The 20890-nt window shown below is 67.5% G+C and carries 21 protein-coding genes; 14 read left to right on the plus strand and 7 right to left on the minus strand.

Translation table 11 applies throughout. The features are described 5' to 3' along the window. Nucleotides 1–24 precede the first annotated feature (24 nt). Together ACEN9V_RS14710 and ACEN9V_RS14715 are read right to left on the minus strand one after the other, a co-directional pair. Complete coding sequence (locus ACEN9V_RS14710) at nucleotides 25–1176, minus strand: serine hydrolase domain-containing protein (RefSeq protein ID WP_413600914.1); 1152 nt, start codon at nucleotides 1174–1176, stop codon at nucleotides 25–27. Beyond that, nucleotides 1163–1825 carry a TetR/AcrR family transcriptional regulator gene (locus tag ACEN9V_RS14715; protein WP_413600915.1) on the minus strand — a complete coding sequence of 221 codons (663 nt, stop codon included), beginning with the start codon at nucleotides 1823–1825 and terminating at the stop codon, nucleotides 1163–1165. Before ACEN9V_RS14715 ends, ACEN9V_RS14710 begins: the two co-directional genes overlap by 14 nt. Before the next feature lie 99 nt (nucleotides 1826–1924). Here ACEN9V_RS14715 and ACEN9V_RS14720 point away from each other — a divergent pair, with 99 nt between their 5' ends. From ACEN9V_RS14720 to ACEN9V_RS14735, 4 genes are all read left to right on the plus strand, one after another. Beyond that, on the plus strand, nucleotides 1925–3895 hold the full coding sequence (locus ACEN9V_RS14720) for a glycoside hydrolase 5 family protein (protein ID WP_413600916.1): 1971 nt from the start codon (nucleotides 1925–1927) through the stop codon (nucleotides 3893–3895). Between the two features lie 63 nt (nucleotides 3896–3958). After that, nucleotides 3959–5275, plus strand: coding sequence for an ABC transporter substrate-binding protein (locus ACEN9V_RS14725; RefSeq protein ID WP_413600917.1), 1317 nt, complete (start codon nucleotides 3959–3961; stop codon nucleotides 5273–5275). Continuing rightward, the gene (locus tag ACEN9V_RS14730) at nucleotides 5260–6186 is read left to right on the plus strand and encodes a carbohydrate ABC transporter permease (RefSeq protein WP_413600918.1); all 927 of its coding nucleotides are present in this window, start codon (nucleotides 5260–5262) and stop codon (nucleotides 6184–6186) included. The genes ACEN9V_RS14725 and ACEN9V_RS14730 overlap by 16 nt, the downstream gene beginning before the upstream one ends. 2 nt (nucleotides 6187–6188) lie before the next feature. Then, a complete protein-coding gene (locus ACEN9V_RS14735) occupies nucleotides 6189–7049 on the plus strand; it encodes a carbohydrate ABC transporter permease (protein WP_413600919.1) in 861 nt (286 codons plus the stop codon). A gap of 256 nt (nucleotides 7050–7305) precedes the next feature. Here ACEN9V_RS14735 and ACEN9V_RS14740 read toward each other — a convergent pair whose 3' ends face one another. After that, nucleotides 7306–8703, minus strand: coding sequence for a CoA transferase (locus tag ACEN9V_RS14740; protein WP_413600920.1), 1398 nt, complete (start codon nucleotides 8701–8703; stop codon nucleotides 7306–7308). 21 nt (nucleotides 8704–8724) lie between these two features. Here ACEN9V_RS14740 and ACEN9V_RS14745 point away from each other — a divergent pair, with 21 nt between their 5' ends. Both ACEN9V_RS14745 and ACEN9V_RS14750 read left to right on the plus strand, forming a co-directional pair. Then, nucleotides 8725–9465, plus strand: coding sequence for a helix-turn-helix domain-containing protein (locus ACEN9V_RS14745; RefSeq protein WP_413600921.1), 741 nt, complete (start codon nucleotides 8725–8727; stop codon nucleotides 9463–9465). Nucleotides 9466–9646: 181 nt separating this feature from the next. Continuing rightward, nucleotides 9647–10129 carry a VOC family protein gene (locus tag ACEN9V_RS14750; protein WP_413600922.1) on the plus strand — a complete coding sequence of 161 codons (483 nt, stop codon included), beginning with the start codon at nucleotides 9647–9649 and terminating at the stop codon, nucleotides 10127–10129. Nucleotides 10130–10209: 80 nt separating this feature from the next. Here the strand turns inward: ACEN9V_RS14750 and ACEN9V_RS14755 are convergent, their stop codons facing one another. Beyond that, the gene (locus ACEN9V_RS14755; protein WP_413600923.1) at nucleotides 10210–10947 is read right to left on the minus strand and encodes an SDR family NAD(P)-dependent oxidoreductase; all 738 of its coding nucleotides are present in this window, start codon (nucleotides 10945–10947) and stop codon (nucleotides 10210–10212) included. A 58-nt stretch (nucleotides 10948–11005) separates the two neighbouring features. Here ACEN9V_RS14755 and ACEN9V_RS14760 point away from each other — a divergent pair, with 58 nt between their 5' ends. Then, nucleotides 11006–11458 carry a MarR family winged helix-turn-helix transcriptional regulator gene (locus tag ACEN9V_RS14760; RefSeq protein WP_413600924.1) on the plus strand — a complete coding sequence of 151 codons (453 nt, stop codon included), beginning with the start codon at nucleotides 11006–11008 and terminating at the stop codon, nucleotides 11456–11458. A gap of 156 nt (nucleotides 11459–11614) precedes the next feature. On the opposite strand, the gene ACEN9V_RS14765 is transcribed toward ACEN9V_RS14760, so the two are convergent. Next, nucleotides 11615–12166: a zinc-binding dehydrogenase gene (locus tag ACEN9V_RS14765; RefSeq protein ID WP_413600925.1), complete on the minus strand. Its 552-nt coding sequence runs from the start codon at nucleotides 12164–12166 to the stop codon at nucleotides 11615–11617. Between the two features lie 201 nt (nucleotides 12167–12367). Between ACEN9V_RS14765 and ACEN9V_RS14770 the strand changes: the two genes are divergently transcribed. The 6 genes from ACEN9V_RS14770 (at nucleotide 12368) to ACEN9V_RS14795 (ending at nucleotide 16672) form a co-directional block, all read left to right on the plus strand. Next, entirely contained in the window at nucleotides 12368–13351 is a 984-nt protein-coding gene (locus tag ACEN9V_RS14770) for a matrixin family metalloprotease (protein ID WP_413600926.1), read from the plus strand. A gap of 11 nt (nucleotides 13352–13362) precedes the next feature. Then, nucleotides 13363–13764, plus strand: coding sequence for a hypothetical protein (locus ACEN9V_RS14775; RefSeq protein ID WP_413600927.1), 402 nt, complete (start codon nucleotides 13363–13365; stop codon nucleotides 13762–13764). Between the two features lie 221 nt (nucleotides 13765–13985). Next, entirely contained in the window at nucleotides 13986–14189 is a 204-nt protein-coding gene (locus ACEN9V_RS14780) for a hypothetical protein (RefSeq protein WP_413600928.1), read from the plus strand. Between the two features lie 145 nt (nucleotides 14190–14334). Next, nucleotides 14335–15243, plus strand: coding sequence for a polyphosphate kinase 2 (gene ppk2 / locus ACEN9V_RS14785; RefSeq protein ID WP_413600929.1), 909 nt, complete (start codon nucleotides 14335–14337; stop codon nucleotides 15241–15243). 55 nt (nucleotides 15244–15298) lie between these two features. Continuing rightward, nucleotides 15299–16243, plus strand: coding sequence for a DUF1254 domain-containing protein (locus ACEN9V_RS14790; protein ID WP_413600930.1), 945 nt, complete (start codon nucleotides 15299–15301; stop codon nucleotides 16241–16243). Nucleotides 16244–16267: 24 nt separating this feature from the next. After that, nucleotides 16268–16672: a DUF1214 domain-containing protein gene (locus ACEN9V_RS14795; protein WP_413600931.1), complete on the plus strand. Its 405-nt coding sequence runs from the start codon at nucleotides 16268–16270 to the stop codon at nucleotides 16670–16672. Between the two features lie 100 nt (nucleotides 16673–16772). Here the strand turns inward: ACEN9V_RS14795 and ACEN9V_RS14800 are convergent, their stop codons facing one another. After that, nucleotides 16773–17804 carry an NAD(P)-dependent alcohol dehydrogenase gene (locus ACEN9V_RS14800; protein WP_413600932.1) on the minus strand — a complete coding sequence of 344 codons (1032 nt, stop codon included), beginning with the start codon at nucleotides 17802–17804 and terminating at the stop codon, nucleotides 16773–16775. Nucleotides 17805–17945: 141 nt separating this feature from the next. On the opposite strand from ACEN9V_RS14800, the gene ACEN9V_RS14805 reads away from it, so the two are divergent. After that, nucleotides 17946–19928 (plus strand): potassium transporter Kup, encoded by a 1983-nt coding sequence (locus ACEN9V_RS14805; protein ID WP_413600933.1) that lies wholly within the window; start codon nucleotides 17946–17948, stop codon nucleotides 19926–19928. A 12-nt stretch (nucleotides 19929–19940) separates the two neighbouring features. Here the strand turns inward: ACEN9V_RS14805 and ACEN9V_RS14810 are convergent, their stop codons facing one another. Further along, nucleotides 19941–20819 carry a LysR family transcriptional regulator gene (locus tag ACEN9V_RS14810; protein WP_413600934.1) on the minus strand — a complete coding sequence of 293 codons (879 nt, stop codon included), beginning with the start codon at nucleotides 20817–20819 and terminating at the stop codon, nucleotides 19941–19943. Between the last annotated feature and the right edge of the window lie 71 nt (nucleotides 20820–20890).

The raw sequence follows: 20890 nt of genomic DNA on the forward strand, positions 1-20890 counted from the left end.
CTCAGCAGGTGTGTGGTCAGACGGTCACAGGCAGGAGCGGAGCGCTTCGCAGAGCGATTCCGCACGGCTGTCGGCGTCGTCTCCTGGTCGGTTGGTGACGTAGGCGAAGGACAGACCCGTCCCTGCATGCGCGAACGCGAGTTGTCCGCCAGCGCCGTCGTGGCCGAAGCTGCCTGGGCCTGCCATGCGGCGCGTGGGTGAGTCGATCATGAAGCCGGTGCCCCAGCGCAGTCCCCAGTCGGCACCGACGAACGGTGGGCCGCTCGACTGGACCCGCAGGGCATCCTGCACGGTCGCGGGCTGCAGCAGTTCGACGCCGTTGCGACCGCCGACCGTGGCTGCGTAGACCCGCGCGAGTTCGTCAGCCGTGGCGACCAGGTTCGCGGCGGGTAGTTCCGCGGCGAGGAAGTCTGATCGGTTGGCGCTGTCGAACAGGTGCGCACCATCGAACGCGCCATGCATCCCCATGATCCGGTTCTGCATTGCTACCGCCTCGAGATCGGCCGTTGTGGCAGCGGGACGGTCTGGTGTGCTGCTGGGCGGCGGAACGTTCTGGTAGGAGAAGTCGGCATCCGAGGGATCGATGCCGAACGACGGGTGGATGCCGAGCGGTTCGGCGATGTGGTGCTGCAGCCACTCGGCTGGCCGGTGACCCGTTGCACGACGGAGGGCTTCGCCGGCGAGCCAACCGAACGTGATGGCGTGATATGCGTGCGCCGTCCCTGGTTCCCACATCGGCTTCTGCGCGGCGAGCGCGTCCGTGACGGGGAACCACTCCTGGAGCTGCTGCATCGTCATCGGGTGTTCCGGAGCGACCAGGCCTGCTTGATGCGCGAGCATCTGCCGGAGTGTGACGGTGTCCTTGCCGTTCGCGGCGAACTCTGGCCAGTACTCCGCGACCGGGCTGTCGAGGCTGAGCAGCCCTTGCTCGGCCGCCATGAGCACACAGATCGTCGTGATGCCCTTGCTGACGGAGAACACCACGCTGCGGGTGGCCTGGGTGACGGCAGATCCGTCGTCCGTTGCCCCCGCATGCAGCTGCACGACGGGTTCCCCGTGGCGGTAGACGCTCACCGCGGCGCCGGTCTCGGCTCCGCGCGCGAAATTCGCACCGAACGCGTCGGTGACGGCGTGGAATCCCGCTGACACGGACCCGCGCACCTCAGCGACGGTCATCGGGCGCCTGCGGGTGTTCCGATGCGTCGTCGAACCTGCCAGCGGGAGCTGCGACCGCGGTTCCTGCCTCCAGACCCGCGATGCGCATGAACTCGCCGAAGATCCGCTGGGCGTCGATGCGTTCGTCGAGGAGCCATTGCAACTGCAATCCGTCCATCACAGCGGCGATCAACACCGCCGCATCGTCCGAGCCGATGCGCGGTGACCAACCCTCGTCCTCGGCCCGGCGGACCTCGTCCGCGAACTGGTGTCGGATGCGTTCGTACCGGGCAGTGAAGAACTCGTGCGCTGGATGATCCCTCGCCACCGCTTCGGCGGAGAGCGTCGTGAACACCTCCGTGATGGCCGGCTCGCCGAGCGACTGCATCAGCAGGCGAGTCAAGTCACGGACGTACGCCGAGCCGTGCAGCTGCCGCTGTTGGTCCTGGTGCTCCTGATCGCGGTGCTCGAGCACCGCGATGAGGAGTTCGTCCTTCGTCGGGAAGTGGTGACGGAGACCGGCGAAGGTCATGCCTGCTTCTTCGGCGATGCCGCGCATCGATGACCCGCTGTACCCGAACCGAGCAAAGCTGCGCCTCGCCGCCGCGAGGATGTTCTCTCGCTGGGCGGCGGTCTTCGCGTAGGGTCCGCGCCGTTTCCCGTTCGTCACGAGGCGAGCGTACCGCGCTCCGGAACAAAATGATTGCAAGTGAGCGGTTTTCGTGGTTACTCTTCCGACACCCCGACGACGAAGCGGAAGGACCGGGTGATGCGGACCCAGATCGAGCGCCCGATGCGCGCACACTTCGACCCTCCCGTGGGCGTGAACTTCTGGTCACGCGACGGCGGTCCGTTCATGTGGCGCGACTTCGACGCGGCGCTTGTCCGAACGGAGCTGGAGGTGATGCGGCGGCACGGTGTCTCGTTCACGCGGTCGTTCTTCTTCTGGCCCGATTTCCACCCGGAACCCTGGTCGATCGACGAGACGCGGTGTGCTGCCTTCGAGGAGTTCCTCGACTTGCACCAGGCACTGGGGATGACCACGATCCCGACGTTCTTGATCGGCCACATGTCCGGTCAGAACTGGGATCCGGCCTGGCGTGGGGGTCGCGACCTCTACAGCGACGTCTGGATGGTTGGGCGTCAGGCGTGGTTCATCCGCGAGATGGTGGCTCGCTTCCACGATCACCCGGCTGTCAGCGGGTGGCTGATCTCCAACGAGATGCCGCTGTACGGCGGCGGCGGCGGGCTGATGAGTCCCGCCGAACGCGTCGACGGCGACGCGATCCGGTCCTGGGCAGAGCTCATGGTGCAAGCCGTCCGCGCAGCAGGCGGTCACCAGCCCGTCTCGTTGGGCGACGGCGCGTGGGGTAAGGAGGTCATGGGAGCGGACAACGGGTTCCGGCTTTCCTGGACCGCGCCGTTGGTCGACTGGATCGGACCGCACGCGTACCACATGAGCGACGACCTGCTCCGGCAGCACTTCATCCCGGCGTTCAACGCCGAGCTCTGCGCGGGGTACGGCAAGCCAGTCGTCCTCGAGGAATTCGGTGTGAGCGACTCGTTCGTTGCCGAGGACCACGCCGCCGACTACTACCGGCAGATCCTGTGGACGACACTCACCGCCGGCGTGACCGGGTGGATCGCTTGGAACAACACCGACTTCGCCGCTGTCACACAGGAGCCCTACGACCACCGCCCCTTCGAGCTCTCGTTCGGCCTCACCGACACCACTGGACGAGCCAAACCGGCGCTGGAGGAGCTCGCCCGGTTCTCGAGGACCGTCGAAGAACGGGGCCTCGCCGCTGCTCACCGCGCCCCAGCGCAGGTGGGGCTGGTCGTCAGCGGCTACTTCACCGAGCACCAGCCGTTCTGGTCTGAAACCGAGAACGACGCGATCCGCGCTGCACTGCTCGAGGCGTACATCGCCTCACGACTTGCAGACGTGCCACCAGCCATGGTCGCTGACGATGCCGCCATCCCGTCGGCGTCCTTGCTGATCGTCCCGTCCGCGAAGGCCATCACCACTCCAGGAACGCGAGCGCTCCTGAACGCGGCCGCCGCAGGCTCCACCGTCTGGGTCAGCCACTGCGTCGGAGAGACGTTGAACCAGCGCGCGTGGTGGTGGCCAGATGCCGACGAGGCGTTCGGCATCTGGAAGCGATCGCGCTACGGCGTCACGGAACCCATCACCGATGACCCCATCGAGATCCGTTTCTGCGCCGACTTCGGCGACATCCAAGAAGGCACCGTGCTGCAGTTCCCCACCGGAGCTTCCTCAGAGGCGAGAGCATTCCTGCCCGTCAACGCTGAGGGAGCGCAGGTCGTGGCGCGCGACGGGCACGGACGTCCCGCGATCCTCGTGCACGAACGCGGCCTCGGACGCACGGTGCTCTCCACGTACCCCCTTGAGCTCCTCAGTGCTCGCACACCGCACGTCGACCACCGCCCGCTGGCTCAGCTCTACCGAGCGTTGGCCGTGGTTGCAGGCGTGTCATCGCACGTCAGCACCGATGACCTCGACACCTTCGCCGACACCCTGCTGACCGACGACGGCGGCGTCCACACCGTCGTCGTCAACACGGCCGGGTCGGACAGCGACACGATCGTCCGCCACACCAACGGCGACACGGCCGCGGTGCATCTCCCCGCGTTCGCGGCAGTCGTCCTGGATCACGACGACGATCTCGACCCTGATCGTGCACGCACGTCAACGACCGGAGTCGCCGCCGACGCCTGATCTGTCGACGGTCCCCTTTCCGCACCACCTTGCTCACACTCAACGATGAGAAAAGAGAACCCGATGACCATCACCCAGTCCAGCCGGACCATTCGACGCAGGGGCGCCGCAGCGGCGGTCCTTGCCGCTGCGGTAGCGATCGCCATGACCGGCTGCTCCACCTCGACGACCGCGGACACGTCCGATGGGACGACGAAGATCACCACCCTGAGTCTCTACTCCGGCAGCAGCCCGGCCGGGAAATGGCTCAACGGCCTCAGCGCCGACTTCGAGAAGGCGAACCCCGGCATCGACGTGAGCAACGACTTCGTCGCACAGACCGACCTCCCCACGACGTATGGCAAGTCGATCGTCGCAGGCAACGAGCAGGACATCGTCATGACGAACCTCGTCGGTGATCCGACGACCTGGCTGCAGAACGGCGCCACCGTGGACGTGAAGAAGTACCTGAAGTCCTGGGGCCTCGACGACACGTTCTCGAAGTCCGCGCTGCAGGCGTGGACGAACACGAAGGGGCAACTGCAGGCCTTCCCCCTCGAAGGCTACAACTGGCCGATGTGGTACAACATGGGCCTTCTGAAGAAGGCGGGCATCGACACGCCCCCATCGACGTGGGACGAGCTGATCTCTGACTCGCAGAAGCTCCGCGACGCCGGCGTCCAACCGTTCGCCGTCGGCGCCGCCGACTACCCTGCGCCCGCCGTGATCACCCTCGTCGGCCTCGCGAAGATCGGCGAGAAGCGCTTGACGAAACTGTTCTCGACCGGGGACTGGTCCGATGCCGACGGCCAGAAGGTCATCGACGGCATGCTGCAGCTCCGCGACGCGGGCGTGTTCGATGACGACTCCGCCGGGATGAAGTACCCCGACCAAGTCGCTGCGTTCGGAGCCGGGAAAGCAGCGATGCTCTTCGACGGCTCATGGGGGTACGGCAACGCCGCGACCTCGTTCGGGAACCTCGACATCCGGCTCGGCGGCTTCCCGCTCCCGAGCGGCAGCCCCGTCGACAAGCCGATCAGCTTCGCCGGCCAGTCCACCGGTGTCTGGATCAGCCCGAACGGCGCGAAGAAGGCCGACGCGGTGAAGAAGTTCGTGCAGTTCATGTACGAGAAGAAGAACCTCACCGCGTTCGCGAACCTCGGCTACGTGTCGCCGGCGAAGACCGGGACCCTCGACCTGGACACGACGACCTTGCCGAGACTGAACGTCGAGTCGCAGGAAGAACTGCCGAAGGACACGTCTGTCTTCCAGCCCACCTACAACAGCCTTTCACCCACGGTGACCTCGGCGTTCTTCCGCGCGTCGACCCAGGCGTTCGTCAAGGGTGCGACCGCAGCGCAGGTCACGCAGAGCTTGGAGCAGGCATGGCAAGCCAACTGATCGAGTCAGTTGCGCTGCCGAGCACGATTGCTCGACGGCGCCGCGTCCGCCGACAACGGCGCAGCCAGGTCACGGAGGTGACGCCTGCGCTGGCGTGGTACGGGCTGTTCATGGTCCTGCCGCTGCTGGCGATGATCGCGCTGAGCTTCTTCAACTGGAACAGCCTCGTCGCACAGCCGCACTTCGGTGGCCTGACCAACTACCGGTACCTGTTCCAGGACGAGATCCTCCGGACCGCCATCGTCAACACCGTCCTCTACGTCGGCGTCGGGCTCCTGCTCATCATCCCCGGCGGGTTCCTGCTCGGCTTCTTCCTCAGTCGACGACCACCGGGCCACACGGTGCTGTCGGTGATCCTCTTCACGCCGTGGATCGTGTCAGCGTCCGCGCGGGCGATGATGTTCACCGGCCTGTACCAGCCGTCCGGCGCCATCAACAGCATCCTGGGTGCCGTCGGGCTCGGGAACCTACAGCACCTGTGGCTGTCGAACCCGTCGACCGCGCTCTGGTCCGTCATCGCCACGGAAGCATGGGCCGGCATCGGCGCGACCGGTGTCATCTTCTCTGCTGCCCTCGGCCGCATCTCGCCCGAAACGTACGAGGCCGCGCGTCTGGACGGCGCGGGCGTCTGGCGGGAGATGTTCTCCATCGCATACCCGATGACGAAGGACTTCGTGGGACTGATGACGATGCTGCAGTTCCTCTGGCTCTTCCTCGGATCGGCGGGAACCGTCCTGCTGCTCACCAACGGAGGGCCGGGCTCGAGCACGATGACCCTCGCCTTCTACCTGTACGACCAAGCGTTCGTGTCCGGGCGAATCGGCTACAGCCAGGCGATCGGTGTCGTCGGCCTGCTCGTCGGGCTGATCGGCATGGGCGTCATCCGGTTCGCCTTCCGGACCAAGGAGTGACGATGCAACCACGTGCCACCCGGGTGAAGCGATCGCTGGGATGGACGGCGGCGTACACCCCCGTCGTCGTCTACGCGATCCTCATCCTGCTGCCCCTCTACTACCTGCTGGTCAGCGCGTTCAAGTCGAACCTCGACATCACCCTGAACCCCCTCGGATTGCCGTCTGCGTTCTCGTTCGAGAAGTTCCTCGACGCGAACCGGTCGGTCGCGCTGCTGGCGTCGTCCGGCAACTCGCTCGGCGTCGCCATCGGCTCGGTCCTCCTCACGATCCTGCTCGCCGCCCCGGCGGCGCACGGGATCGCCCGCCGTGCCGGTGCCTTTTCGACCTTCGCGCAGGTTGCGTTCGGCTTCGCGTTCCTCATCCCCCAGTTCGCCGTGCTCGTGCCGACGTACCTGTTCGCCGTCAAGACGGGGCTAATCCACGCGCCGCTGCTGTTCCTCGTCCTGTTCTACGCGGCGATGAACGTCCCGTTGGCGGTGCTGCTCATGATCCCGTTCTTCCGAGCGGTGCCGAAGGAGATCGAGGAATCGGCGGAACTGGACGGGGCGACGGCGGTCCAACGGATGCGACACGTCCTGCTGCCGATCGTCACCCCGGGGCTGTCCACCGTCGCGATCTTGTGCTTCCTGTCCGCCTGGAACGAGTACATCTTCGCCCAGGTCATCACGACCAACACCTCCTACACGGTGCAGGTCGCGCTGCCGCTCCTCCGCAGCGAAGGCGCGTTCCAGGGCGCAGACGTCGACCTCGGCAGGCTCGCCGCCGGTGTCGTGATCAGCGTTGTCCCGGTCTTCGTCTTCTACGCGATCCTCCGGCGACGACTCATCGACGCCTTCGCAGCCGGGGCGGTGAAGGGGTGAACCCGTGCCCGGGTCAACTCTCGCCGCCGTCCGTGCGGTGACGAGACGCCCGCCCTCGACCGGGCGGACGGAGCGGGACCCCTGATTCGTCCCGCTCGGGGAGTGGTGCTCCCAGAGGCGGGGCCGCGCGTACGGGACGCACGGCCCCGCTGCTCCGAACCGGAGAATCCGTCCCGACGAGTTCGCCTCGTTCACCAACGTGATCGCTCGCCACGGTCCACGAACGACCAGTCGCCCGGGCGGCAGTCCAGCGAGGTCAGTGCGCGTCCGACCACTTCATTGCCGATGATCCCAACGGGGAAGAAACGCCGCGCACGGAATCCCAGGGTGGGGTGATCTGCACGAAACTCGGAAGGGCACTGATTCGTCCGAACGGTCCGTCGATCTGCACCGTGTCAACGGCGGCAAGCCCTGTGCGAAGGTCGGGTCCGGCCGCGATCTGGTTCGGATTCTGTCCGAATGACTGGACCCAGGTGCAGACCCGTGCGAGGTCGACGTGCACGTGCCAGGAACCGCCATCGGTCGCCTGCCGGGTCAGCGCGGTCTCGATCCCTGCTGCCAGAAGGAACGCGGCGACGTAATCGTTCAACAGGTATGTCGGCGGGAGAGCGGCATGCTCCCCGCCGCCCTCTTCAAGAGCGAAGCCGGTCGCTGAGCAGGCGAGCTGATCGAACCCGCCCCGGTCAGCCCACGGCCCGCGGTCGCCCCAGCCGTGCACGTCGGCGAAGACGAGTCCAGGGTGTTCGGTGGCGAGCCGTGTTGCGTCCAACCCGAACCTGGCGAGGTGGCGGTAGCTGTGGATGACGATGTCTGCACCCGCGAGAACGTCCTCGAACTGCGCCTTGCCCGCTGCCGTCCGAAGGTCGCAGAACGCATTCCGCTTCCCGACGCCGGTCTCGATGATCATGGCGTTCGGGTCGGCCCGGTCGGGACGCGACACGTGGAGGACCTCCGCACCAAGTTCCGCGAGCAGACGAGCAGCGATCGGCCCAGCGATCACATGCGTGAAGTCGATGACACGGACACCGGACAGTGGTGGATCGGACGGAGCGAGCGGCGTGCGGCCGACGGGGGAGGCATCAGCGGTGCGTTCGAGGCGCACCAACGGTTCTCCGGCGATCGCGTGCCCTGCGGCCGACGCTGCCCACTCCTCTCGGGACCGCACCATCGTGGCCGTCCCGCCAGCGGCAACGATTGCTTCCTCAAGTGCGAGCGCGTCCCATTCCGCGGCTGCTGCCGCGATCCGATCAGTTCCCGGCGGACAGTCGAGCACGCGAAGGGCACGATCGCGCAGGTGCGGGAAGGACAGGAGAATGAAGATCTCGCGCCCGTCACGGCAGGTGTAGAAGTCACTGTCGCCCAAGAGGTGCGGGTCCTCCATGGTGGCCGCGGCTGGCACGTCGCCGATCCGCGTCGCGAAGACAGCCATGAGCTGCAGCAGCGCATCCTCGGTCCGGACGCGCACAGATCGTGTTGGACCGCCTCGCAGTGCACCGAACCCCGCTGCCGCCAAGCCGTGTGCGGCCATCGCCGCCGCCATGCACTCGGCGAGGCGGTGGGGCGAGGTCGTCTCGGGCTCGGAGCCATCGATCTCTGCGTTCGAGAGGTCGAGGCGAAGAACTTTGGACAGGTCTTGAAGCGGCGTGGAGTTCATACGCGAAGCCTCGGACCGCCGATGGTGCACATCACAGGATTGCCGCATTTGCGGCACCTTGAACACATGAGTTCCCATCGCAGCGTCGACCGGATCGTCGACGTCCTCGACATGGTGGCCCGCGCGGACATCCCGTTGACGGTGAGTGAATTGGCGCGCCGACTGCGCATCCCGAGGTCATCCGTTCAGGACATCGCTCTCGGGCTGGCGTCGCGCGGCTGGCTCATCCGCACCGAGCGTGGCCTCAGTATCGGGCCGGCACCTTTGGTCCTCGAACTCCTCGCCGCGCGGCACGTGCAGTGGGCCAGCATCGACGTTGACGCGATCGCGGAACGCTTCAACACCGCAACTGCGATCGCCGTACTCCTCGGCCGCCACGTCGTCTACACCGCAAGATCACAGCGGCCCTTCGACGAGCGCTTCGCCGTCGTTGCTGATCAGTACCTCCCGAGGAACCCGCTCACGACCGCCGCCGGGCGGCTTCTCCTGAGCGCTGCGCCAGAGGACGTGCGTGCAAACGTGCTTCGCGACGCGCGCCCAGCGCATCCGGAGCTCGTCGACGAGTACGAACGGCTCCTGCCCACCATCCGGCGGCGACGAACGGCTTGGAGTGACGGCCTCTCACAGGAACCTGTCGCTGCGGTCGCGGTCTTCCCTGACCGAGACGACCGCGAAGCGCTCGTCCTCTTCGGTCGCCGAGGCATCGACACCGCACTCCTGAAGACCGCAGCCCACGAACTGACGAGCAATAGTCCATCGTGAAGCTTCGACGCGTCGTTCGCGGATACGCGTCAGCCCGCGTACGAGCGCCGAACGGCTCGCCCCATCTGGTGCAGCACGTCCTGAATGCGGGCGTTTCGCCGACGGCGGTGTTCATTCGTCGCCCTCTCAGCGCCAGTTCCCCGCAGATTGTGATCGCGAGTTCGAGTCCGATACTGATCTGATGACACCACTGCTCGTCTCGGACGTCGCTCACTCCGGACTCACCGTGACCGACCTGGACGACGCCTTGTCGTTGTGGTGCTCCGGGCTCGGTTTTACCCTCGAACGCGTCTTCTCACTCGACGCGGACACGACGGCCGCGACTACCGGCGTCGGCGGGGCGACGATCCGCGCAGCTACGGTCAGGCTCGGTCACCAACGAGTCGAGCTGCTGCAGTACATCCCGCCCGAGCCGCCGGAGCGAGCGGGCTCCCCGGCGCGCATCGGCACGGTGCACATCGCGCTGACGGTCTCGGATCTCGATCGGGTGCTCGAGTTGTGTGCCAGACACGGCTGGCGACCAGTCGGGACGCCACACCGGATGACCAACGGTGCCCGCGCCGGCACGCGCATTATCTATCTCGAGGGTGCGCACGGCGGATTCCTCGAACTGATCGCACCCCCTCACCGGACGCCCCCTCGTCAGGAGCCGAGTGCCGGTTGAGACCGCTTCCCTTCCGGATGCTGGTCTCGTCGGATCGGTGTCGGCATTGCCGGCGACCGGGATCTCGCGCGATGTCGCGGTCACCATGCGAGCTGCGTGTCGTCCTCGAAGACCGCGCCGGTGGGGCCGTCAGCGGGCAGGGTCGCGAGTCGCACCGCCACAGCCGCGCCTTCTTCGGGGGTGCGCGTGCCGCGGAAGCCGTTGAAGTCCGTGGCGACGTGTCCAGGGGCGGCGCCGTTGATCTTCAGCGTGGTGTCCGCGAACTCGCGGGCGTAGTGCACCGTGATGGCGTTGACCGCGGTCTTCGAGCTCGAGTACACCATCGAGGGTTGCCCCACCCAGGCCCCCGCCTCGCCGATCGAGCCGCGCTTGCTCGTCACGTTCACGATCCGAGGCGCCGCTGCGTTCGTCAGCAGCGGCAGGAATGCGGCGATCATCCGCACGACGCCGAAGACGTTGACCTCGTACACGTTCTTGAAGTCGTCGACGGTCTCCTCGGTCGGCTTGGGCAGGTCCTCCAGTGGCCGGAACGTGAGCGTGTTCACGCCGGCGTTGTTCACCAGGACGTCGAGCCGACCGAACTCGTCAGCGACGTCCGCGACGAGACCGTCGATCTGGTCCTGATTCGTCACGTCGAGAACGACCGGGCGCACGTCACCGTCGACGGTGGCGGCGGCTGCCCGGCCGACCTCGGCGCTGCGTGCGCCGAGGAGGACCGTGAAACCTTCTCGCGCGAGACCGCGGACGATCGCGATCCCGATGCCCTTGTTCCCGCCGGTGACGAGCGCGACCTTCTGCGTCCTGTTTGGCGTTGTCATGTCAACAGCATGCTCCCTCCGTGTTGATGCGTCAACAGCGGGTCGGTAGAGTCGCCGCATGACCGCGCCGCTGACTGAGCAGGAACAACGCCTCTGGCATGCGTGGAAGACCGCAGCGGACACCGTCCGGCAGCGGGTGGCCGAGGACATCAAGGCTGGCTGCGGGCTTTCCGATCAAGACTTCGGGATCGTGACCCGACTCGTCGAGCTCGGGGGCGGCGAGCTCCGACAGAACGACCTCAGCGCCTCGCTGCAGTGGGATCGCACCCGTCTGTCCCACCAGCTCACGCGGATGGAGAAGCGCGGACTCGTCGGCCGCAGTGCGGTCGATGGCGGTGTGCTCGTGCGGATCACGGACGAGGGAGTGCGTCTCGTGCGTGTGGCCCGACCGATCCACGCCGATGCGGTCCGGAAGTACCTCCTGCAACGCACCGAGGGCATCGACCAGGCTGCGCTGGTGCGAGTCCTCGAACACCTCGCGCTCGACAGCCCACCAGCGCCATCTCGATAGCCGGTTCCTGATGGGGGCATGGGACGAGGCGTCAACCGCGACAACTTGCCCGTGTGCTGGTTGTCCTGAGCATTCGCGTGTAGCTGTCCCGCAAGAATGCCCGGTCTCGAGGGCACGCACGGTGGATTCCTCGAACTGATCGCCCCCTCAGGTCGTCTAGCCCGCGCTTGTCGCTCGGACCCGGTCGGTGGTGACCGTCTCACGTCTTCGTCGGCCCGCGGCCGGACACCGGTGGATTTTCCTGGCACCTCGTCTGCTGGTAGTCACCGCCGACGGATGCCCTGTGGCCTGTACCACCCGTTTTCCGCGACCGTGGCCACGGGCGGCGAGTTTGTGGAGATGGGTGATCTCTTCGAGGGGATGTGTGTCTTCCACGACGGGATGGATGAGCTTCTGGTCCACGTAGTCGGACAGTGCGGCGAGGTCGGCGCGGCGGGGTTGCGCCATCATGATCCGGACGCGCGGACCCGGACTGACCGCCGACCGCAAGGCGAAGCCCATGCCGCGAGTGGCGAGGGTCATGATCCTCCCGCCGCGCCGCACGAGGCGCCGGTACGACTCGAGGGACGTGCCGTGGCAATCAAGCACTGCATCGTATTCGCCATGGATCTCTTTCGGGTAGTTGTAGTCGACCGCGTCAATGGCACCGAGGCCTCGACAGAAGTCGTGGTTTGCCGTACTGGAGGCGGCTGTGACTTCGGCACCCATCGCGACGCCGGCCGACCCGGATGCTCGACGCACTCCGCCGCCGCCGACCGAGAACCTGAGCCCACAGGCGTATCGGCCATCGAGACGGGATCGGTGTCCCGGTCGGACCGCCGCGGCCCGTTTCCTTGACAGTCGTACAGAAAATACTGAGCATGGCTCCTATCGAGAGTGTGAGGCTCTCGCTGAGATCGGGGAATCAGCATGAAGCGCAAGTTGATCGCGGGCGTGGTCGGGGTGGCGGTCGGGGCTTCGGCACTGGTAGCAGCACCGGCTCAGGCCACATCCACTGGATGCTCGTCACCGACGTTGACGGTGACCGCAGTCAGTTCTGGCTGTGTTGTCACGGCGGGCACTCTTGTTCTGGAGGACGGTCGTTCGTTTGTCATCCCTGAGGTCGGGACGACGGTGATTGCGACGAGCACGGCGGCTGAGGGAGCGGCCGAGCTGGAGGACGTACTGGTGTCGAACACGGATGCTGGGGTTGCCGTCAAGGTCGGTGATGAATGGCGTGGCGCCGCGGCTGCGGTACGGCAGGAGCGGACGAAGCTGGAACGGCGTCAGCTCGCGGCGACGCTTGCAGCGCCCTCACGAGGCAGCGGGGGAGTGACGGTACAGGCCAGCTGCGGGAGTTCGTCATACAAGCTGTTGGGTTTCAGCTGGCTCGGCGTCGGGACCGTCAACTGGCGGTACAACTCATCGGGGCAAAAGACCTCCGGTTTGACGGCGGTGCGCAACGGCGCGAACGCCTGGGGAGGATCTATCACTGCGTGTAGCACGACGGTGAACTCGGCGGCGAAGAACTCTTACGTGACCACCACGACGCAAGCTCCGGGAGTGACTTCCGCAGCTGGCTGCGGCTCGAGCAGCGGCACGAACGTCGTGGGGTGGGGAGCGTTGCCGTCCGGCACGTTGGCCACGACGTGCACCTGGTACAACGGCTCTGGGAACGCGACAGAATCCGATCAAAAGTACGCGACCGGTTACTCGTGGAACTCGGCCTCGAGCTGTTCCGGATCGAACTACGACCTTCGGGGTGTTGCCACACATGAGTGGGGGCACACGTTCGGGCTTGACCATGTCGCGCAGTCGACTGGGCTGGTCATGAAGCCGGCCTCGTCGACGTGCGAGACCGCGCAGCGTACGCTCGGCCTCGGGGATCTCCGCGGAATCGACGCTCTCTACTGAGCAGGAGTGACGTGCGACACACACTCACAGTTGCCGGCGCGGCGGCGGTGCTCATCGCCGCCGCGCTGGCTGGCTGCGCGCATTCGGGTGTCCGCTCCTCGGCATGCCCGAGCTTCGCCGAGTACACGAACGCATCGGCCGCCGCGGCCGATGCTGAGCTCGTTGCGCACGGCACGATCGAGCAGACCACCAACGATCACCTCACGGTTCAGCTTCTGGACGTGGTCAAGGGTGGCGAAGGTGATGGTGCGTCGATTCGGGTGGGGCCACCTTCGCAGTGTGATGCGCTGGTCAAGCCCGCGACGGATGACGTGCAGCTCCTTCTGGTGAAGCGCAATGGTGCGTGGGCACCGATCACCCCGGACATCGGTGTGACGCGGTACAACGCCAACGTGTTCGACGAGCTGCGGTAACTGCCACTGAGCAGATGGGATGTACGAGCGGCGTTTCCTGAAGGCCCGGAGCACGAATTCGAGACAGCGCAACAGCGACTTGACGAGCTGGAGTCGGACGCGGCTCGGTGGGCTTGGTCGCTTCGCGAAGCGGGAAGCTTGGCCGAGACCGAGGTACGCGACGCGCATCGAGGCCTCTATCCCGAATCCTCGGAGACGCAAGCGCGCGCTAGGTTGGCTCGGTGGACGTGGTGAGCGCGAAGGTCCTGGGCACGATCGCCCTCGCCTTCGGCTCGGTCTTCATGACGACGTCGATCGTCCGCTTCATCCGGCCGGATCTCGACGTTGTCCTGGCTGTCGTGAACACGGCGCTCGGCATCTTCTGGCTCGGTGCCGGCATCTGGTTGTGGCGCTTCGCCCTCCGCAAGGCGAAACGCGGCCGGTAGCCGTGGCGACACCGAACGTCCACGCCGACCCACGGGGTCGGAGGACGCCGGACTGAGCGTGTGGTCGACGATGTCCGTTGTTCACCCCGGGTTGCTATACCGGGGTGAGCCGCGCAACCGACCCCGCGCGGGCGAGGAGGACCCCGTGCTGGACGTCGCCCCCATCGGAGACCTGCGCGAGTACATCGAGGACCTGCGGACGCGCGGGTACACCGTCGGGAGCGCCCACACCGCCGATCCGGAACTGATCGATCCCGAGGGCAACCCGATCCACACCTGGAAAGAGGACTACCCGTACCGCGAGCGGATGGACCGCGACGAGTACGAGTACGAGAAGTACCGCCTGCAGGTCGAGCTGCTGAAGCTGCAGTACTGGCTCGAGGACGAGGGCCGTCGCGCGATCATCCTGTTCGAAGGCCGCGACGCCGCCGGCAAGGGCGGCACGATCAAACGCTTCACCGAGCACCTGAACCCCCGGACGTCCCGTGTCGTCGCCCTGTCGAAGCCGAGCGAGCGCGAGCAGGGCCAGTGGTACTTCCAGCGGTACGTCGAGCACCTGCCGAGCGCCGGGGAGATCGTGATGTTCGACCGCTCCTGGTACAACCGTGCCGGCGTCGAGCGCGTGATGGGGTACTGCTCGGACGAGGAGTACGAGACGTTCATGGCGCAGGCACCGTCGTTCGAGCGGATGCTCGTCGACTCGGGCATCCACGTCACGAAGTTCTGGTTCTCGGTGACGCGCAAGGAGCAGCGCACTCGGTTCGCGATCCGCCAGCTGGACCCCGTCCGCCGGTGGAAGCTCTCGCCGAACGACGTCGCGTCCCTCCGGGTCTGGGACGACTACACCGCCGCGAAGGAGGAGATGTTCCGCCGCACCGACAAGCGGTACGCGCCGTGGACGATCGTCCGGTCGAACGACAAGAAGCGCGCCCGCGTGAACGCGATGCGGTACTTCCTCGCGCAGTTCGACTACGAGGACAAGGACACGTCGGTCGCGCTGCCGCCTGATCCGCTGCTGGTGATGCGCGGCAAGGCGCTCCAGATGGAGGAGTGACGCTCACCCTGCTGGGGTGATGTCGCCAGGGCGGCTCGGGACGACGATCGCTGGCATGACCACCGATGCGGAGAACGGTACCGACCTCCCGCCGCGCGACAGCCTGCCGGCGATCTTCGACGACCTCGACCACCAGCTCGCCTGCATGACCTACCTGTGGGCGCTGCCGATCGTGTCCTACGCGCACTGGAGCGCCCAGCACCGCGAGGTGTTCGGCGCGACGCAGCACGACCTCGTGCACTACGTCACCTACCGGGACAAGCTCGGGCTGATCACGGCCAACGCGACGACTCCGTACATCCTGAACTTCTTCGACCTGTCGGAGACCGGTCCGCTCGTGCTCGAGCTCCCAACGGGACCGACGGCGGGCGGGGTGTCGGACTTCTGGCAGCGCGAGTGCGGCGTCCTCGGCGAGATGGGGGCTGACGCCGGGCGCGGCGGGACGACGCTCGTCGTCGCTCCTGGGCAGGACGTCCCCGAGCACGACCCGAGCTGGTCGGTGATCCGGTCCAGCGGGGTCAACGTGATGTTCGGGTTCCGCACGCTCGACCCGGATCCGGAGCGTGGGGCGGCCCTGGCGGCGGCGGTGCGCGTGCATCCCCTGGCGGAGCACGACGATCCGCCGGCGACCCGGCTGATCTCGCCGGACGGGCGGCCGTGGTCGGGCGATCAACCGCGGGGCATCGCCTACTGGGAGGTGCTGCACCGCATCTACCAGACCGAGGTGGTCGACGAGCGGGACCGGTTCTTCCTGGCGATGCTGCGACAGCTCGGGATCGAGCCTGGGAGTCCGTTCGCGCCGGACGAGCGGCTCGTCACGGTGCTGGAACGGGCGGCTGCCGACGGGGAGCGCATGGCACAGGCGAACACCTTCGCGAAGCGCTTCCCCGACGCGCGCTACCGCCCGGACCGGCAGTGGGACTTCGCGGTCGTCCTCTCGGACTCGGCACAGCGGGGGCCCTGGTACGACGAGCTGCTGGAGCGTGCATCGTGGTTCTAAGAGGCGGTGAGCTTCTCGTCGGCGATGAAGAGCACGACCCCCGGCAAGGGGCAGGCGTACCTCGGTGCGTACACGGATGCCACGGGTGCGTGGCTCGACGGCGGCCGGTCCTACGAGCTCACGGTGCCGCGCGACGTGCCGGCCGCACTGTTCTGGTCGGTCACGGTGTACGACGTCGGGACGCGGTGTCTCATCGACAACGAGCAGCAGCGCGGCGACCGTGGCAGCCGCGACCGGGACCTCGTGGTGGAGTCGGACGGCTCGGTCGTGCTGCACTTCGGTCCGGAACCACCGGTGAGCGGGACGAGCAACTGGGTGCAGACGATCCCCGGCAAGCACTGGTTCTCGTACTTCCGGCTCTACGGCCCGCTCGGTCCCTACCTCGACCGGAGCTGGGCACCAGGCGACTTCGAACCGGCGGGCGCGTGACGGGATCGAGATGGTGACCCCGTGACGGACGGGAGGCGCGGTGCCAGCCGGCACCGCGCCTCCCGTCCGTCGTCCGGTCGCGACCGGAGCCGCTGGCGGCTCAGCGGGTCGGCACCACCACGGCGCGTCCACGTACCTTGCTGGCGTGCAGGCGGTCGTAGGCCTCGGTCGCCTGGTCCATCGAGTACTCCTCGACGTGGATCGAGATCGCGCCCTTCTTGGCGAGCTCCACGACCTCCATGAGCTCGGTGCGGGACCCCCAGTTGATCGCCCGCGCGTTGACGTCGAGCGGCACGGTGGTCTGCCCGACCGGGACGGCGCCCGTCGCGACACCGACGACGACGATGTCACCGGCGACGCGGATCATGCCCGCTGCGAGGTCGGCGGTCGGCTGGATGCCCACGAAGTCGAACACGACGTCGGCGCCGAGGCCGCGCGTGATGCCCTTGACGCTCTCGATCGCGTCGGGGTTCGACAGGAAGGTGTGGTCGGCGCCGACCGACTCGGCGAACGACAGCTTGTCGTCGTCGACGTCGAGCACGACGACGGTCGACTGCGTGAGCGCCTTGAGGAGCTGGATCGCGACGTGACCGAGGCCGCCGGAGCCGATGACGACGGCGGTGGTGCCGGGGGTCAGCCGGGGGAGCGCGGACTTCACGGCGCGGTACGGGGTCAGCGCGGCATCGGTCAGCGACACGTTCGCGACGGGGTCGAGGTCGCCGATCGGCACCAGGTGGCGGGCGTCGTCGACGATCATGTACTCCGCCATGCCGCCGTCGCTGAAGATGCCGGGTGCGCGCATCCCGTGCTCGCAGTTCTGCTCCTCGCCCGATGCGCAGGCGTAGCAGCGGCCGCAACCCCACGGTCCGTAGACCAGGACGGACTCGCCGACCTCGACACCGTGCACGCCCTCGCCGATCGCCTCGACGACGCCGGCGACCTCGTGGCCGAGCGTCAGCGGGACGGGCTTGAACCAGTAGTCCTCGGCGGACGTGCCCATGATGAACTCGTCCGAGTGGCAGGCCCCGGCGGCGGTGACGCGGAGCAGGACCTCCGACGCCGAGGGAGCGGGCTTCGGGATCTCGACGAGCTCCGGTCGGGAACCGATGGTGCGGTACTGCAGTGCCTTCATGGCGTCAGGATACGCCCGTTAGGCGACAGGTGTCGTTTGCACTTCCCAAACGGTCGAGCCGTGGCTGCGAGCGTGCACGTCGGACGGTGGCAGGATGATCGCTGGCCGCTTCCCTGGCGACTGGATTCGAGGAGATCGAGCGTGACGGACACCCACTCCGCGGCTCCTGTCGGCGAGGACGCCGCGCATGGTCAGGACACCGCACCCGTCGACGACGCCGTTGCCGGACACGGCGGCCCCAAGGGCGTGACGGCCCTGGCGCTGGCCGCGCTCGGGGTCGTCTTCGGCGACATCGGAACCAGCCCGCTGTACTCTCTGCGGACGGTGTTCACGATCGACGGCGGGATCGTGAAGCCGATCCCCGAGGACGTCTACGGCGTGATCTCGATGATGTTCTGGAGCATCACGATCATCGTGTCGATCAAGTACGTCCTCGTGCTCATGCGCGCGGACAACAACGGCGAGGGCGGCGTGATGGCGCTCGCCGCACTGGCCCGTCGGCTGTACGCCAAGCGCCGCGGCGGGTCGACGATCTTCCTCATCGTGGGGATCGTCGGGGTCTCGCTGTTCTACGGCGACTCCGTGATCACCCCGGCGGTCTCCGTGCTGTCCGCGGTCGAGGGCCTCGGCACCGCGGCGCCGGCGGTCGGGCACCTCATCGTGCCGATCGCCGCGGTCATCCTCGTGATCCTGTTCTTCGTGCAGCGGTTCGGCACCGGCAAGGTCGGGTCGCTGTTCGGCCCCGTGATGCTGCTCTGGTTCGTCGTGATCGCGGTGGCCGGCCTCCCGATGATCTTCCAGCACCCCGGCGTCCTGCAGGGGCTGTCCCCGACGTGGGCGATCGCGTTCGTCTTCGCGCACCCGTTCATCTCGTTCGTCGCGATGGGTGCCGTCGTCCTGGTGATCACCGGTGCCGAGGCGCTCTACGCGGACATGGGGCACTTCGGCCGGGTGCCGATCCTCCGTGCGTGGTTCTTCGTGGTGTTCCCCGCGCTGGTCCTCAACTACCTCGGGCAGGCGGCGCTCGTGCTCGAGCACCCGGAGGCGACGAAGGACCCGTTCTTCCTGCTCTTCCCGAACTGGGCGCAGCTCCCGGTCGTGGTGCTCGCGACGGCCGCGACGGTCATCGCCAGCCAAGCGGTCATCTCCGGGGCGTTCTCGCTCACCCGTCAGGCCGTCCAGCTGGGGCTCCTGCCGCCACTGACGATCCGGCAGACCTCCAAGCAGGAGGGCGGGCAGATCTACCTGCCCGCGGTGAACCTGCTGCTGTTCATCGGCGTGATGGCGATCATGCTCGCGTTCCGGTCGTCGGCGAGCCTGGCGACGGCGTACGGGGTGTCGGTGACCGGGGCGCTCGTCACGGACACGCTCCTGCTGCTCCTCGTGGTGAAGCCGCTCTGGCACTGGGCGACGTGGAAGCTCGTCGCAGCGGCGGTCGTGTTCGGCGGCCTGGAGCTGACCTTCCTCGCCGGCAACCTGTCGAAGGTGATCCACGGCGGGTGGGTGCCGCTCCTCATCGCCCTCGCGGTGATCACCGTCATGACGACGTGGCGTCGGGGACGGCAGCTCGTGCAGCAGGAGCGGCAGGAGCGCGAGGGGTCCCTCGACGAGTTCATCGAGAAGATCAACACGAAGCACGTGCCGCGGGTCCGGGGCGTCGCGGTCTTCCCGCACCCGAACAAGGACACGACGCCGCTGGCCCTCCGTGCGAACGTCGAGCACAACCACGTGGTGCACAAGCACGTCATCATCGTCTCCGTCATCACGGCGAACGTCCCGCACGTCCCGCACGCCAAGGCCTTCGTCCGCGACGACCTCGGGTACACCGACGACGGCATCGAGCACATCACCGTGAAGTTCGGGTTCTCCGACGACCAGGACCTGCCGCACGCCCTGCACGCGGCCTGCCTGTCCGAGGTGCTCGACCTCGACCCTGACGACATGGCCGAGGCGTCCTACTTCATCTCCCGCGGTGCACTCCGGCCGATGCGTGGCAACCGGGGCATGGTGTCCTGGCGGAAGAAGCTGTTCGTCGGGCTCGCCCACAACGCCGCGGACCCGGCGGCCCGCTTCGGTCTGCCGCCGCAGCGCACCGTGACGATGGGCAGCGACGTCGAGATCTGAGGTCGCGGCCGGTCAGGCCGTCCGCGACGCCGCGAACGTCTCTGCGGCGCTGACTGCGTTCCGCACCGCGCGGGCGACGTCCGGCGACGTGGAGGCGGCGGGCCACGCGATCACGGTCGTCGCGAGCGCGGCGTCGAGCACCGGGACCGCGACGTGCTCCGGCCACTGCAGGGTGCGGCTCGACCGCGGGATGACGATGACCGTCCGCCCGAGGGCGACGAGCTGCGCGAGCTGGGCCTGCGAGCGGACCTCGGGACCCGGTCCGTCCGGGTAGGTGCCGTCGACGCGGGGCCACCTGGCGGCTGGCAGGTCCGGCAGGTCGCGCAGGTCGGCGGTGGAGAGCGCCGGCCGTGCCGCCAGCGGGTGCGTCCTGGGCAGGATCGCGACCTGCTGCTCGGTCCGCAGGTCCTCGGCGTCGAAACCGGTCAGGTCGTCGTACGTGCGGTGCATGAGCGCGATGTCCGCCGTGCCGTCGCGGAGGAACGCCGCCTGCTCGTGGACCTCGCCGAACACGACCTCGATCGGCAGGGCGTCGGGGTCCGCGTCCTGCACGTCGAGGAACGCCTGCAGGAGCTCGTGGTCGGCACCCGCCTTCACGGCGAGCACGAGGCGGCGCGTCCGGCGTCCCGCCCGCTGGGCTCGCCGGCCGGCGGCTGCCACGGCCGCAAGTGCTGGCCCGGCATCGCCGAACAGGACCGTGCCGGCGGCCGTCAACGTGACGCCCCGGGGGTTCCGCTCGAAGAGCTCCGTCCCGATCCGCTGTTCGAGCTGCCGGATGGCGCGGGACAGCGGCGGCTGGGACATGCCGAGGCGTGCGGCGGCACGGCCGAAGTGCAGCTCCTCGGCCACGGTCACGAAGTACCGGAGTTCGCGCGTCTCGAGATCGTCCACACCACGGAGCCTACGTCGCCCGATACCCGCCGGGTATCGATGGACACCCAACGGGTCTTGGACGGGGGTGT

The organism is Curtobacterium sp. Curtsp57, assembly GCF_047324335.1.
Taxonomy (GTDB): domain Bacteria; phylum Actinomycetota; class Actinomycetes; order Actinomycetales; family Microbacteriaceae; genus Curtobacterium.

Excerpts from the sequence above, each read along its gene's own strand:
- ACEN9V_RS14710 (WP_413600914.1), bottom strand. The coding sequence starts at position 1,176 with ATGACCGTCGCTGAGGTGCGCGGGTCCGTGTCAGCGGGATTCCACGCC.
- ACEN9V_RS14720 (WP_413600916.1), top strand. The coding sequence starts at position 1,925 with ATGCGGACCCAGATCGAGCGCCCGATGCGCGCACACTTCGACCCTCCC.
- ACEN9V_RS14725 (WP_413600917.1), top strand. The coding sequence starts at position 3,959 with ATGACCATCACCCAGTCCAGCCGGACCATTCGACGCAGGGGCGCCGCA.
- ACEN9V_RS14730 (WP_413600918.1), top strand. The coding sequence starts at position 5,260 with ATGGCAAGCCAACTGATCGAGTCAGTTGCGCTGCCGAGCACGATTGCT.
- ACEN9V_RS14735 (WP_413600919.1), top strand. The coding sequence starts at position 6,189 with ATGCAACCACGTGCCACCCGGGTGAAGCGATCGCTGGGATGGACGGCG.
- ACEN9V_RS14740 (WP_413600920.1), bottom strand. The coding sequence starts at position 8,703 with ATGAACTCCACGCCGCTTCAAGACCTGTCCAAAGTTCTTCGCCTCGAC.
- ACEN9V_RS14745 (WP_413600921.1), top strand. The coding sequence starts at position 8,725 with ATGGTGCACATCACAGGATTGCCGCATTTGCGGCACCTTGAACACATG.
- ACEN9V_RS14750 (WP_413600922.1), top strand. The coding sequence starts at position 9,647 with ATGACACCACTGCTCGTCTCGGACGTCGCTCACTCCGGACTCACCGTG.
- ACEN9V_RS14755 (WP_413600923.1), bottom strand. The coding sequence starts at position 10,947 with ATGACAACGCCAAACAGGACGCAGAAGGTCGCGCTCGTCACCGGCGGG.
- ACEN9V_RS14760 (WP_413600924.1), top strand. The coding sequence starts at position 11,006 with ATGACCGCGCCGCTGACTGAGCAGGAACAACGCCTCTGGCATGCGTGG.
- ACEN9V_RS14765 (WP_413600925.1), bottom strand. The coding sequence starts at position 12,166 with ATGGGTGCCGAAGTCACAGCCGCCTCCAGTACGGCAAACCACGACTTC.
- ACEN9V_RS14770 (WP_413600926.1), top strand. The coding sequence starts at position 12,368 with ATGAAGCGCAAGTTGATCGCGGGCGTGGTCGGGGTGGCGGTCGGGGCT.
- ACEN9V_RS14790 (WP_413600930.1), top strand. The coding sequence starts at position 15,299 with ATGACCACCGATGCGGAGAACGGTACCGACCTCCCGCCGCGCGACAGC.
- ACEN9V_RS14795 (WP_413600931.1), top strand. The coding sequence starts at position 16,268 with ATGAAGAGCACGACCCCCGGCAAGGGGCAGGCGTACCTCGGTGCGTAC.
- ACEN9V_RS14800 (WP_413600932.1), bottom strand. The coding sequence starts at position 17,804 with ATGAAGGCACTGCAGTACCGCACCATCGGTTCCCGACCGGAGCTCGTC.